A 13,810-nucleotide genomic window follows, 5' to 3' on the forward strand; every position below is an offset into this window, starting at 1 on the left:
GGCCGCGGACCACGACAGAAGGCGACGTGCGTCTTCTCGTCGGTGGTTACACTCTGCGGTAGTCTCTTCTGTTACCCCTGTCGTATACGGCGGAATTCGCGCGTCCTCAACTGTGCTCCCGGCACGTTATTTCGAGGACAAATTATCATGCAACGAGTACCGGTACTGATTATTGGCGGCAGTCTGGTGGGACTTTCCGCCTCTGTGTTTCTCTCCTGGCGGGGCGTAAAAAATGTAGTGGTGGATAAATATCCCGGCAGTTCGCCGCACCCGCGCGCCGTGGGCTACACCGAACACACGATGGAATTTTTTCGCGCCGTGGGGCTGGCCGATCGTATTCCGCAGATTGAGTCACATGCCCGCCTGCGGCGACTGCGCGTTGAGAGCCTCGCCGGCCACTGGATCGAGGAGACCCACTGGACACCCGAGTCTGCCGCCGGCGCCCGCTCGGCGGAAACCTTGTCGCCGTGTCGGGGCGCGGCCATCGCCCAGGACACGCTGGAGCCACTGCTGCGCGCGCGGGCGACGGAGCTGGGTTCGGAGCTGCAGCTGGGTGTGGAACTGGTGGATTTTCACCAGGACGAGGGCGGCGTGGTCGCGCAACTACGCGAACGGCTCACCGGCCGCCAGTACCAGATCCGCGCGGCCTATATGATCGCCGCCGATGGTGCCGGCAGCAGTGTGCGCGAGCGGCTGGGGATACGCCGGCAAGGTCGCGGTGAGATACAGACACTACGCAGTGTTCTGTTTCGCTGTGCGCAGGCGGACGAGTTCCTGCGGCGCGGCTATCAGCAGTTTGAAATCGAGCAGACAGACTTTTCCGCTTTCCTGACAACCTATCACGACGGCCGCTGGGTGCTGATGTTCAAGGATGATCGCGAGCGCAGCGAGGCAGAGCTGTGCAGCGCGATTCGCCGAGCACTGGGCGCGGATATGGACTTCGAAATCCTCACCAGCGGGCGCTGGCAGATGGCGGGCCTGGTGGCCGAACGCTACGCCGAAGGGCGCGTGTTTCTCGCCGGCGATGCCGCGCACCAGTTGCCGCCCACCCGCGGCGGCTTCGGCGCAAACACCGGAATCGATGATGCCTACAACCTGGCGTGGAAGCTGCAACTGGTGGTCAACGGCTGCGCCGCGCCGGCGCTGCTCGACACCTACAACGAGGAACGCCAGCCGATCGGCTGGTTGCGCCACCAGCAGACCTTCGCGCGTCCGGATTACGCCCGCTTCGGCGCCGGGGTGGCGGACAGCGAACCCCTGTACAGCGATGCGGCGATGGAGCTGGGTCAACTGCTGCGCTCGACGTCGATCGTCGGCGCCGGGGCGGACCTGCCGGCGGCCGCACATCCCCTGGACTGGGCCGGTCAGCCGGGCGTGCGCGCGCCCCATTTATGGATTCGCCGCGGTGGCGAGCGGATCTCCAGCGTGGATCTGTTTACCCGCAATTTCACCCTGATCTCGGCCGACCGCCACTGGATCGAAGCGGCGCGGGATGTGAGCCGGGATCTGGGCCTGCCGATCGACACACTACTGGTGGGCGAGGATATACACGTCGACGGCGACCTGGGCTTCGAGGCTGCATTCGGTGTCACTTCGAGCGGGGCCAGCCTGGTGCGACCGGATGGTGTGGTTGGCTGGCGCTCGGTGACAATGGTCGACAAACCGCAGGCGCTGCTCGGCGATGCGCTGCGGCAGATGGGTCGACTGCTGTAGCGCGGCCCGGCAGCGGAGCAGCCCGGCGGGTGCAAAGCCGCCGGGTTTGTGTTTCCATCCCCCGGCTGACAGGGACGAATCAAGGGGCAAGTGGCAATGGACGAGCGGGCAGCGAGGGCCTATCTGTTGTCCCGGCCGGAAGCGGTCGAGGACTTTCCGTTCGGCCCGCAGGTGGCAGTGTTCAAGGTGAAGGGCAAGATGTTTGCCACTCTTTCCGTTGAAAATGGCGCGGCGCGCACCAATCTCAAGTGCAACCCCGACGAGGCCCAGGCGCTGCGGGATATCTTCACCGGCGTGTTACCCGGTTATCATATGAATAAGAAGCACTGGAATACCGTGTTGCTGGACGGCAGTGTGCCGGATTACGAGATCGAACGGATGATGGACCGCTCTTATGGGCTGGTGGTAAAAGGCCTGCGCAAAGTGGAGCGCGAGGCGCTGGAGCTGGCCTACGGTAGTGAACAGGTTTATCGATAGTTTTCAGAATCAGGAGCAGTTGTGAACGAATATATTGTCGATGTAACGGCGGAGAACGCCCAGCAGGTGCTGATCGAGGAATCGATGAAGCGCCCGGTAGTGGTGGATTTCTGGGCCGACTGGTGTGAACCGTGCAAGCAGCTGATGCCGGTACTGGAAAAGCTGGCCGGCGAATACGCCGGCCAGTTCCTGCTGGCCAAGGTCAACGCCGACACCGAGCAGATGTTGGCGGGGCAGCTGGGTGTGCGCAGCCTGCCCACGGTGATGGTACTGAAAGACGGCCAGCCGGTGGATGGCTTCGCCGGCGCGCAGCCGGAGAAGCAGATCCGCGAGATGCTGGACAAGTACCTGCCCAAGCCCTGGGACCAGAAACTTGAGCAGGGCAAAGCCCTGGTGGCCGAGGGCAAGCTGGACGAGGCACTGCCGCTGCTGCGCCAGGCCTATACCGAATCTGGCGAGCAGCCGGACTTCGCCAAGCAGCTGGCGGCGGTACTGCTGGAGCAGAACCGGGTGCAGGAAGCGGAAACGGTGCTCGGCAAGATTCTGCTGGCGGATCAGGACAGCGATTACCAGCAGCTGATGTCGCAGCTGGAACTGAAGCAACAGGCTGCCGACTCGCCGGAGATCCAGGCGCTGCAGCAGGCAGTGGAACAGAACCCGGACGACTACAAGTCCGCGATGGAACTGGCCGTGCAATACAGCCAGAACCACCGCCACCAGGAGGCGCTGGACCTGCTGCTGAACATCCTGCGCAACGACCTCAACTTCGCTGACGGCGCCGCCAAACAGGCCTACCTGGATATGGTCAAGAGCCTCGGCGCCGGCGACCCGCTGGCGACCCAGTACCAGCGCAAGCTGATGACGCTGCTGTACTGATGATTCAGTTCGGTGCCAGCTGCGGTGTGGGCGAACACAAGGTTCGCCCCTACGGATCCAGTATTGGGAATTTAGATATTTACCGCGCCTACAGCGCTTCGTAAGCACCAAACGTTTTTATCTTATGTGTTCGCCCTGGTCTCTACCGGTACCGACTAACCTCCAGCGCAATGATTCAAGCGAACGGAAAAGCATGTACAAACTCTGTATCTACATCCCGGCAACCCATGTCGAAACGGTCAAGCAGGCGCTGTTTGCCGCCGGGGCCGGTCGTATCGGCGACTACGATTGCTGCTGCTGGCAGGTGAAAGGGCAGGGCCAGTTCCGACCGCTGGACGGCAGCCAGCCGTTTATCGGCCAGGCGGGCACCGTAGAACAGGTGGAGGAATACCGGGTGGAAATGGTCTGCGCCGACAACCTGGTGGATGCGGTGCTGGTAGCGCTGCGTAGCGCGCACCCGTACGAGGAGCCGGCGTTTGACCTGTGGCGGTTGGACGAGCGCTGCGGTTAATGGTGCTGGGTGCGCCTGCAGCCCGCGCGGGCGAACACAAGGTTCGCCCCTACGGAAATATTTTAGTGGTTCGCACAGCTTCAGTGCCAAACGGGTTCCGTCAGTGACTCAGTGAGTTTTGACTACGCAACAGGATCTGTAGGGGCGAACCCTGTGTTCGCCCAAGCCAGGGGCAGTCAAATCACTTCACGGCGATAGCTTACAGCTTGCGCTGAATCACCCCGCGGTGCAGCGGGTACTGGCCTGTTTTGCGGTCGGCCCAATAGTGCACCAGCGCCTCGCTCATGATCGGGAAGGCAATCTCCTGCCAGGGGATTTCCGCTTCGCTGAACAGCTCAACTTCCAGAGACTCGGGCCCGGGACCATGGCCCTGGTCGAGCAGCTCGCCGCGGTAGATCAGGTACACCTGGTTGATATGTGGAATATCGTAGACGCAGTACAGATCGTCGACGCGGATATTGGCCCGCGCTTCCTCCCACGACTCCCGCAGCGCGCCTTGCTCACTGGTCTCGCCGTTCTCCATAAAGCCGGCGGGCAGGGTCCACAGGCCCAGGCGCGGCTCTATTGCCCGCTTGCACAGCAGAACCCTGTCACCGAGGTAGGGCAGCACCCCGACAATAACGCGCGGATTGATGTAGTGAATGGCGCCACAGCTGCCGCACAGGTGGCGGGGGCGGTCGTCGCCTTCGGGGATGGAAAAGCTGACGGCATCGCTGCCGCAGTGACTGCAGTATTTCATGGCGCCAGTATACGCGCGCTCCCCGCCGTCGTCAGCAGCCCGCGCCGGAACAAAATCTCACCGCCTATAGTGAATAGAGTGATGGTGTTTCACGGGCAATGGTTGGATTTTCATGGCGCGTTTTTTGTTGTTATGCCTGTTGATCTGCACCCTGGGCGCCTGTTCCGGCGGAAAGCAGGCGCAGAAAGCGCCGCCACCACCGCCGGTGGAAGTGTTGACCGTGCGCGAACAGCCGGTGATTCCGCGCTTTGAATATGTGGGCCGGGTGGAGGCCACCGATGAGTACAAGGTGCGCCCGCGGGTGCAGGGCTATATCCAGAGCCGCCATTTTACCGAGGGGGAGATGGTGCAGAAGGATCAGCTGCTGTACGAAATCGACCCCAAACCGTTTATCGCTGCGCTGGAAAACCAGCGCGCCACCCTGTCCCAGGCGCGCTCGGCGCTGCGGGTGGCGGAACGCAATTACCGGCGCGGACGCCAGCTGGTAAAAACCGGTGCCATCAGCCAAGTGCAGATGGATGAACTCACCGGCAATTTTGAGGAGGCGCAGTCCCAGGTGGAGGCAAAGCAGGCGGATGTGGAAACCGCCAACCTCAACCTGTCCTACACCGAAATCTACGCGCCGCTCGTCGGGCGTATCGGCCGCAGCCAGTATACCGAGGGTTCGCTGGTGGGGCCGGAGTCCGAGCCGCTGACGACGATCGTCAGCATGGATCCCATCTACGTGCTGTTTCAGGTGCCGCAGGACCGCCTGTTCGCCGTGCAGGTGGAGGCCGAGCGGCGCCGCCAGGCGGGCACGGCGCCACAGCGGCGCGATATCCGCATCGAGCAGCCGGACGGCAAATTCTATCCCTACCGCGGCACCATCGTATTCGTCGACAACCAGATTGATCCGGCCACCGGCTCGGTAGACGTGCGCGCGCGCTTCCCGAATCCGGATCAGCTGCTGGTGCAGGGGCAGTTTGCACGGGTGTCGATCAGCGTGTTCGGGGGCCGCGAATCGGTCAAGCCGCTGGTGCCGCAGCAAGCGGTGATGGAAGACATGCAGGGGCGCTATGTCTACGTGGTGGGCGAGGGCAATGTGGCGAAAAAACGCTACCTGAAGCTGGGGCAGCGCGAGGGCGAGCTGTGGGCGGTCACCGAGGGCATCAAGGCCGGTGAGACGGTAATCGTCAATGGCCTGCAGCGGGTGGTGGCGGACAAGCCGGTCACCCCGCAGAACGCGCCGCACAATCCCTACGACGCGCGCAAAGTGCCCCAGCCGCCGCCCGGCAGTGGCGTGGAGTTGTCTCCAGAGGGAGCGGCAACGCCGCAGAGGCGCGGTGAAGGCGGCCGAATGGAGAACGACGAGGGGAGGCGGCGCGATTACGATGAGAGTAAATAGCACCGCCCGCCGCAACTCATGATCAGCGCCTTCTGTATCCGGCGGCCGCGCTTCGCTTTCGTGATCTCGATCGTGATCACCCTGGCGGGGGTGCTGTCGCTGCCGTTGCTGCCGGTATCGCAGTTCCCGGATATCACCCCGGCCACCATCAACGTGAAGGCGAGCTATGCCGGCGCCAGTGCCGCCGTGGTGCGCGACAGTGTGGCGGTACCGATCGAGAGTCAGGTCAACGGTGTCGAGGGCATGGCCTATATGTCCTCCACCAGTGGCAACGACGGTTCCTACAGCCTGACGGTGACGTTCGATTCCGGTATCGACGGCGATATCGCCCAGGTGAATGTGCAGAACCGGGTGCAGCAGGCCATGTCGTCGCTGCCAGAAGACGTCAAGCGCAGCGGCGTCAATGTCACCAAGCAGACCAGCACCCTGTTGCTGGTGGTTAACCTGTTCGGCGACGACAAAAAGTTCGACGACTTGTTTCTGGCCAATTACGCCGAGATCTACCTGAAAGACGAACTGGCGCGGGTACCCGGCGTCAGCAACGTGACGATTTTCGGCGCGCGCAATTATTCGATGCGCATCTGGTTGAACCCGGACCGCATGGCGGCGCTGGATGTCACTGCCCAGGATGTGGTGGCAGCGGTCCAGGCGCAGAACTTACAGGTGGCCGCGGGCCAGCTGGGCGCGCCGCCGATCTCCAAGCAGCAGCAGTTCCAGTACAACATCATCGCCCAGGGGCGCCTGGTGACACCGGAGCAGTTCGGCGAGATCAACCTGCGCGCGCGGCCCGATGGCGGCATGGTCAAGATCAAGGATGTGGCGCGGGTGGAACTCGGTGGCCAGTCCTACGCTTCGTACGGTCTGTTGGACAACAAACCCTCGGCGGTGATCGGTATTTACCAGCTGCCGGATGCCAACGCCATCGATGTTGCCGCTGGCATCAAGGCCAAGCTGGCGCAGCTATCGCAGCGCTTCCCCGAAGGCCTGCAAGCCGAGGCCCTGTACGATACCACCCTGTTTGTCGAGGCATCGGTACAGGAGGTGGTGGTGACGCTGCTGATAGCGCTGGTGCTGGTGATCATCGTGGTATACGTGTTCCTGCAGGACTGGCGCTCGACACTGATACCGGCCATTGCCATCCCCGTCTCGCTGATCGGAACCTTCGCGCTGATGCTGGCACTGGGGATGACGATCAATACCATCACGTTGTTTGCGCTGATTCTCGCCATCGGTATCGTCGTCGACGACGGCATTATCGTGGTGGAAAACACCCAGCGCCTGATCGGCGAGGGGCTGGCCCCCAAGGCCGCGGCGCTGGAATCCATGCGCGAGGTGACCGGCCCGGTCATCGTCACGACCCTGGTGCTGATGGCGGTGTTTGTGCCGGTGATGCTGATGCCGGGGCTTACCGGCAAGATGTACCAGCAGTTTGCGATTACCATTTCCGTGGCGGTGCTGATCTCATCGATCAATGCGCTGACCCTGAGCCCGGCACTGTGCGCCACCATGCTCAAGGCGGAGCCGGGCGAAAAGACAAAAAACGCTGACACCGCGTCCAGCGGGCGCGGCGGCCTGTTCGGTCTGTTCAACCGCGCGCTGCATGGCGCCACCGGCTTTTACATGCATTTGGTGGGGTTTTGCGTCCGCCGCCCACTGATCGGCATCGCCAGCATCTTCGGTCTGTTCGCGCTCTGTTACTGGCTGTTTACCAGTACGCCCACCGGCTTTATTCCGGATGAGGACCAGGGCACCTTTATGCTGCATGTGCAGCTGCCGGACGGCGCCTCACTCGAGCGCACCGGGCCGGTGGTGAACAAGGTGACCGATATCCTGTTGCAGGAAAAAGGCGTGGCCCATGTGGTGGGCGTGCCCGGTTACAACATGCTGGCCAGCAGCGCCGCCTCCAACGCGGCGATGATGTTCGCGGTGTTGAAGCCCTGGGACGAGCGGCCGGATCGGGCGGACAGCCAGTTCGCGATCATGCGGCGGGTGCAGCAGAAGGTGGCGGCGATTCCCGGTGCCCAGGTGATGGCGTTCGCGATGCCGCCGCTACCGGGTATCGGCAGCGTGGGGGGCTTTGAATTTATTCTCGAGGACCTGCAGGGGCGCAGTACTACCGAGCTGGCGCAGGTGATGTACGACCTGCTCGGCGCCGCCAACCAGAGCCCGGAAATCGCTCGCGCCTTCACCAGCTACCAGGCCACGACGCCGCAGCTCGAGCTCACCGTGGACAAGGACAAGGCGCACAATCTCGGCGTGCCGCTGGTCGATGTCTACTCCACGCTGCAGACGCTGTTGGGCGGTTATTACGTCAATGACTTCAACCTGTACGGCAAGGTGTTCCGGGTCATGGTGCAGGCGGACGCCCGCTTCCGCGACAAGGAAGAGGATCTGGCCGGCTTCTATGTGCGCGCCAAGAGTGGCGGGCTGGTGCCGATCACCTCCGTAGCGGAGATCACGCCGATCGTGGCGCCACAGACCATCGAGCGCTACAACCTCTACAACAGCGTCACCATCAACGGCGCGGCCGCGCCGGGCTATTCCAGCGGGCAGGCGATGAACACCATGCAGCGGTTGGCGGCGCAACTGCCGGACGGCTATGGCTACGAGTGGACCGGCACCAGCCTGCAGGAAATCAGCTCCGGCAATATGGCCCCGATCCTGTTCAGCCTGGCGGTGGTGTTTGTGTACCTGTTCCTGGTGGCCCAGTACGAGAGCTGGAGTATTCCGCTGGCGGTCATCCTGTGTGTGCCCATCGCACTCGCCGGCGGGCTGCTGGCGGTCAAGGTGGCCGGCTCGGACAACAATCTGTACACCCAGATCGGCCTGGTGTTGCTGATCGGCATGGCGGCCAAAAGTGCCATCCTTATTACCGAGTTCGCCTCGGTGGAACGCGACAGCGGCAAATCCATTGCCGAGGCCGCCGTGAACGCCACGCGCCTGCGCTTTCGCGCCGTGGTCATGACGGCGCTGTCGTTCGTGCTCGGGGTGATCCCGCTGCTGGTGGCCACCGGTGCCGGCGCGGTCAGTCGGATATCGCTCGGTCTCGCGGTTTTCGGCGGCATGCTTGCCGCCTGCCTGTTCGCCACGCTGCTGGTGCCGGTGTATTACGGGCTGATGCAGGGGATGCGCGAAAAGATCAAGGGCGGCCATACCCCGCTGGACAAGGGCGACGCGGGGTGACCGGGAACCGGCCCGCGTCGCCACATCCATTTACGGGGCGGGATTGGTTATGATGGTAAATATTGACTCAGCGCAAACGGTGCAATTTGAGACAGGATTCCACGCTCGAAAGAATTGAAGAGAAAATTTCCCGCATGCGCGGCGAGTTGCAGGCGAAGGTCCCGAGTGGTCCGGATCTGCACGGCCACGCCGCGGTGCTGCTGGCGCTGACCGATGAGCCGGATCCGCATGTGGTGCTGACCAAGCGCTCGGCCAACCTGTCCACGCATTCCGGCGAGGTGTCACTGCCCGGCGGCCGCTGGGATGACACCGATCCCTCGCTGGAGTACACCGCCCTGCGCGAGGCGCACGAGGAAATCGACCTGCCGCCGGAACAGGTGCGCGTGCTCGGCCCGCTGTGGCCGCGTACCACCCGCTGGCAGGTGTGCGTGACGCCGTGGCTGGGGGTGATCCCGCCGGATATCGCCCTGACTCCGAACCCCGGAGAGCTGGATGCGATCTTCCGCGTGCCACTGTCGTTTTTCCTCGATGACCCGCGCATCCGCACCGACCGCATTACCATCGACCAGCGTGCCATCTACCTGCCCGCCTACCAGTTTGATGAATACGAAATCTGGGGCTTTACCGCGGGCATCCTGTCGGAATTCCTGATCAGGATTCTCGGTGCCTCCATCGAGCATCGCGGCGATGTGCCGCTGCGGGCCCTGAGTTGAACGAATAGAGCCCGTCCGGGCGCGCCCCATTCGCCACTTCCCCGATCGCGGCGCCCGCGGTGCGCCGCTATAATCAGCGTCGCCTTTTCAAACCGAATTACCACCGAGCCGCCGTATGCCCAGACCCAAATCCGCCGTTGCCCTGGAAGATGTGCACTGGGGCGCGCTGAAAACCCTGTTCCCCTACCTGCTGGAATTCAAGCGCGCGGTCCTGTTCGCGCTGCTGTGCCTGGTGGGTGCCAAGCTGGCCGGGGTGGGGCTGCCGTTTATTCTCAAGCATATCGTCGACGCACTGGACAGCAGCGGCGGTGCCGCGGCGGCGGTGGCGCTGCCACTGGGCCTGCTGCTGGCCTACGGCGCCGTGCGCTTTTCCAGCGTGCTGTTTGGCGAGCTGCGCGATACCGTATTCGGGCGCGTTACCGAGCGCGCGCAGCGCCGCGTCGGACTGGAAGTGTTCCGCCACCTGCACCGGCTCGACCTGGATTTCCACCTGAACCGCCGTACCGGTGGCCTGTCGAGAGACATCGAGCGCGGCAACTCCGGTATCGGTTTCCTGATGCGCTTCATGGTGTTCAATATCGTGCCCACGCTGGTGGAGATCGCGCTGGTGGCGGGGCTGCTGTGGTGGAACTACAGCGCCGCCTTTGCCCTGGTGGTACTGGGGGCGGTAGTGGTCTACATCGGCTTTTCGGTGGTGGCGACCGAATGGCGCACCCACTTTGTACGGGAACTGAACCAGGCGGAATCGCAGAGCAGCAGCCGCGCGGTGGACAGCCTGCTGAACTATGAAACGGTCAAGTATTTCGGCAACGAGGGCCATGAGGCCAGCCACTACGACCACGAACTGGCGTTCTGGGAACAGGCCCGGCGGCGCAACCGCCTGTCGCTGTTCGGCCTCAACGCCGGCCAGGCGCTGATCATCGCCAGCGCCATGTGCGGTGCGATGATCCTGGCGGCGAGCCGTGTCGCCGCCGGCAGTATGACAATCGGCGACTTTGTGCTGATCAACGCCTTTATGATGCAGATCTTTATTCCGCTGAATTTCCTCGGGTTTGTCTACCGGGAAATGAAAGGCGCACTGGCCAATATCGAAAAGATGTTCTCCCTGCTCGCGGTGTCACCGGCGGTGCGCGACAGCGACGGCGCCGTCGAGCTGGCGGTAACCAGCGGTCGCATTGAATTCGAGGCGGTGCATTTTGGCTACCGGGCCGATCGGGAGATCCTCAAGGGCGTCAGCTTTACCGTGGCGCCGCGCCAGAAGGTGGCTCTGGTCGGCGCCAGCGGCGCCGGCAAGTCCACCATCTTCAAACTGCTGTTCCGCTTCTACGACGCCACCGCCGGGCGCATCCTGATCGACGGCCAGGATATCCGCACCGTCGACCAGCAATCCCTGCGCCGCGCGATCGGTGTGGTACCGCAGGATACGGTGCTGTTCAACCAGTCGATCCTCGAGAACGTCCGCTACGGGCGTGTCGATGCCAGCGACGCGGAGGCGATGGACGCGATTCGCCACGCGCAGCTGGCGGATTTTATCGCCCAGTTGCCGGAGGGGGTACACACGATGGTCGGCGAGCGTGGCCTGAAACTTTCCGGCGGCGAGAAGCAGCGCGTGGCCATCGCCCGCGCGCTGCTCAAGCACCCGCCGATCATGGTGTTCGACGAGGCCACCTCGTCCCTCGACAGCCGCTCCGAGCAGGGTATTCTGGCGGCGCTGCGCGACATCGCCCGCGAGCAGACCACGCTGGTGATCGCCCACCGGTTGTCCACCGTGGTGGATGCGGATGTGATCCTGGTGCTGGATCAGGGCGAGATTGTCGAGCGCGGCAGCCACGCCGAGCTGCTGGCCGCCGATGGTCACTATGCGGCACTGTGGCGGCTGCAACAGCAGGAACGACAGCCGGCGGCTGTCTGACCGCACCCTCAGGCCTGAGGGCGGTGCGTCAATGCCGCCGAAGGCTCGTCAGTCAGTTAGACCTCCAGTCTGGATCCGTAGGGGCGGCCGCCCCTACAGAACAGATAGTGAGGATCTGGCCAATGGCAGTGCTTGCGAGGCACTGACGCACTGTCGTTTATAGATCCATCGGGCGCATTCGGTAGGGGCGAACCTTGTGTTCGCCCGTGTCGCTACCGGCACTCTGGTTCGAGCGGACACAAGGTCCGCCCCTACGGTAGGTCCCCCGGTTTCTAAACGAGTTCTGTACCATGAGTGGCCCGTAGCGATTCTGCCCGTGACTGGAAGCCGGTAGCGTGTGTCTTGATAAATCCCCGGCGCCGGACTAATGTGGCGCCCGATAGAGACATAACGATAGGCAGATCCCCCTATGACTAAATTTAAACCGGCGAAAATTGCCGCTGCGCTGCTTGCGATTGCCCTGGTGAGCGGCTGTTCCCAGCGCGATGAACAGCAACCGGCACCCGAAGCGGCCCCGGCTCCGGCGGCGCAAGCACCGGCTGCGGAGCAACCGGCGGCCGCGAAAGAGAGCGAGAGCCGTTTTGCTATCTATGCACCGGTCGAACTCAGTGCCGACCTCAGCAATCTGTCGGACAACCAGCGCCAGATGCTGGGCAAGCTGATCGATGCCAGCAAAATCATGGATCGCCTGTTCTGGCTGCAATCCTTCGGTCCGGCCGAGGAGCTGCTGTCCAGCATCGACGACAGCGCCAAGCGTAAATACGCCGAAATCAACTACGGCCCCTGGGACCGCCTCAACGACAACGAGCCGTTTATTGAAGGCTACGGTGCCAAGCCGCTGGGTGCGCAGTTCTACCCGGAAGACATGACCAAGGCCGAGTTCGAAGCCTGGAAGCAGCCGGGTAAAGATGGCCTCTACTCGCTGGTGCGCCGCGACCAGGACGGCAAGCTGAAGCTGGTGCCCTACCACAACGCCTACAAGGACGAGCTGCAAAAAGCCGCCGGCCTGCTGCGCGAGGCCGCCAAGCTGGCCGATGACAAGGAGTTTGCCGGTTACCTGAATCTGCGCGCCGACGCGCTGACCAGCGACGACTTCCGTCCCAGCGATATGGCCTGGATGGATATGAAGAACAACCCGATCGATGTGGTCATCGGCCCGATCGAGAACTACGAAGACCAGCTGTTCGGCTACCGCACTGCCTACGAGGCCTATGTGCTGCTGAAAGACAAGGCCTGGAGTGACAAACTGGCCAAGTTCGCCGCCTTCCTGCCGGAACTGCAGCGCGGTTTGCCGGTAGACGACAAGTACAAGGCCGAGAAGCCCGGAACCGATTCCGACCTGAACGCCTACGACGTGCTGTTCTATGCGGGCAATGCCAATGCCGGTGGCAAGACCATCGCCATCAACCTGCCCAACGATGAAGAGGTGCAGCTGGCCAAGGGTACCCGTCGCCTGCAGCTGAAAAACGCCATGCGCGCCAAGTTCGACAAGATCCTGGTGCCGATCAGCAATGTGCTGATCGCCGAAGACCAGCGCAAGAACATCACCTTCCCGGCCTTCTTCCAGAACACCATGTTCCACGAAGTGGCGCACGGCCTGGGCATCAAGAAGACCATTACCGACGGCGCCAATGTACGCCAGGTGCTGAAGGAAAATGCCTCGGCCCTGGAAGAGGGCAAGGCGGATATCCTCGGCCTGTACATGGTCACCAAACTGCACGAGAAGGGTGAGCTGAGCGACAGCACGCTGATGGACAACTACGTCACCTTCCTCGCCAGTATTTTCCGCAGTGTGCGCTTCGGCGCCGCGGACGCCCACGGTACCGCCAATATGGTGCGCTTCAACTTCTTTGAAGACGAAGGCGCCTTCAGCCGCGATCCGGACACCGGCCTGTACCGCGTCAACTTCGACAAGATGCAGCAGGCCATGACCGACCTGTCGCGCCTGATCCTGACCATTCAGGGCGACGGCGACTACGCCCGCGCCAAGCAGCTGATCACAACCAAGGGTGTGATCGATGCGCAGCTGCAGAAGGATCTCGACCGTCTGGCGGATGCCAATATTCCGGTGGATGTGACTTTTGTACAGGGCCGCCAGGTACTCGGAATCAAATAAGTTCCACCGCCTGACCCGATAAAAACCCGGCTTCTGCCGGGTTTTTTTTGCTTTGCAGTGCGCGTTGCCTCGCATCTGCATCGCAGCCCGGGCTGGCCGGTTGATTGCTTGAAAAATTCCCGACAAATGGCTCTGGGCAGTCTTGCCGGAGCTGTCTAAAAAAACAGCAAAGAAAATCGCCACATG

At 62.7% G+C, this 13,810-nt stretch carries 10 protein-coding genes; 9 read left to right on the plus strand and 1 reads right to left on the minus strand.

Annotation, left to right across the window (positions count from 1 at the left end; all coding sequences use genetic code 11):
• The first annotated feature begins 147 nt into the window (after positions 1–147).
• The 4 genes from ABDK11_RS05760 to ABDK11_RS05775 all read left to right on the plus strand — a co-directional run bounded on the left by ABDK11_RS05760 (position 148) and on the right by ABDK11_RS05775 (position 3,577).
• Entirely contained in the window at positions 148–1,713 is a 1,566-nt protein-coding gene (locus tag ABDK11_RS05760) for an FAD-dependent monooxygenase (protein ID WP_346839346.1), read from the plus strand.
• A 96-nt stretch (positions 1,714–1,809) separates the two neighbouring features.
• On the plus strand, positions 1,810–2,190 hold the full coding sequence (locus ABDK11_RS05765) for an MmcQ/YjbR family DNA-binding protein (RefSeq protein ID WP_346839347.1): 381 nt from the start codon (positions 1,810–1,812) through the stop codon (positions 2,188–2,190).
• Positions 2,191–2,211: 21 nt separating this feature from the next.
• Positions 2,212–3,066, plus strand: a complete 855-nt coding sequence (gene trxA, locus ABDK11_RS05770) for a thioredoxin (protein ID WP_346839348.1) — start codon at positions 2,212–2,214, stop codon at positions 3,064–3,066.
• Positions 3,067–3,259: 193 nt separating this feature from the next.
• Positions 3,260–3,577, plus strand: coding sequence for a YqfO family protein (locus ABDK11_RS05775; protein ID WP_346839349.1), 318 nt, complete (start codon positions 3,260–3,262; stop codon positions 3,575–3,577).
• Positions 3,578–3,776: 199 nt separating this feature from the next.
• Here ABDK11_RS05775 and ABDK11_RS05780 read toward each other — a convergent pair whose 3' ends face one another.
• Positions 3,777–4,316, minus strand: coding sequence for an NUDIX hydrolase (locus tag ABDK11_RS05780; protein WP_346839350.1), 540 nt, complete (start codon positions 4,314–4,316; stop codon positions 3,777–3,779).
• A gap of 112 nt (positions 4,317–4,428) precedes the next feature.
• Here ABDK11_RS05780 and ABDK11_RS05785 point away from each other — a divergent pair, with 112 nt between their 5' ends.
• The 5 genes from ABDK11_RS05785 to ABDK11_RS05805 all read left to right on the plus strand — a co-directional run bounded on the left by ABDK11_RS05785 (position 4,429) and on the right by ABDK11_RS05805 (position 13,624).
• On the plus strand, positions 4,429–5,700 hold the full coding sequence (locus ABDK11_RS05785) for an efflux RND transporter periplasmic adaptor subunit (protein ID WP_346839351.1): 1,272 nt from the start codon (positions 4,429–4,431) through the stop codon (positions 5,698–5,700).
• A gap of 18 nt (positions 5,701–5,718) precedes the next feature.
• On the plus strand, positions 5,719–8,883 hold the full coding sequence (locus tag ABDK11_RS05790; RefSeq protein WP_346839352.1) for a multidrug efflux RND transporter permease subunit: 3,165 nt from the start codon (positions 5,719–5,721) through the stop codon (positions 8,881–8,883).
• A gap of 86 nt (positions 8,884–8,969) precedes the next feature.
• Complete coding sequence (locus ABDK11_RS05795; protein WP_346839353.1) at positions 8,970–9,596, plus strand: CoA pyrophosphatase; 627 nt, start codon at positions 8,970–8,972, stop codon at positions 9,594–9,596.
• A 115-nt stretch (positions 9,597–9,711) separates the two neighbouring features.
• Positions 9,712–11,508, plus strand: a complete 1,797-nt coding sequence (locus ABDK11_RS05800) for an ABC transporter ATP-binding protein/permease (protein WP_346839354.1) — start codon at positions 9,712–9,714, stop codon at positions 11,506–11,508.
• A gap of 409 nt (positions 11,509–11,917) precedes the next feature.
• Positions 11,918–13,624 (plus strand): Zn-dependent hydrolase, encoded by a 1,707-nt coding sequence (locus ABDK11_RS05805; RefSeq protein ID WP_346839355.1) that lies wholly within the window; start codon positions 11,918–11,920, stop codon positions 13,622–13,624.
• The last annotated feature ends 186 nt before the right edge of the window (positions 13,625–13,810 follow it).

The sequence above is a fragment of the Microbulbifer sp. SAOS-129_SWC genome, assembly GCF_039696035.1.
Classification (GTDB): domain Bacteria; phylum Pseudomonadota; class Gammaproteobacteria; order Pseudomonadales; family Cellvibrionaceae; genus Microbulbifer.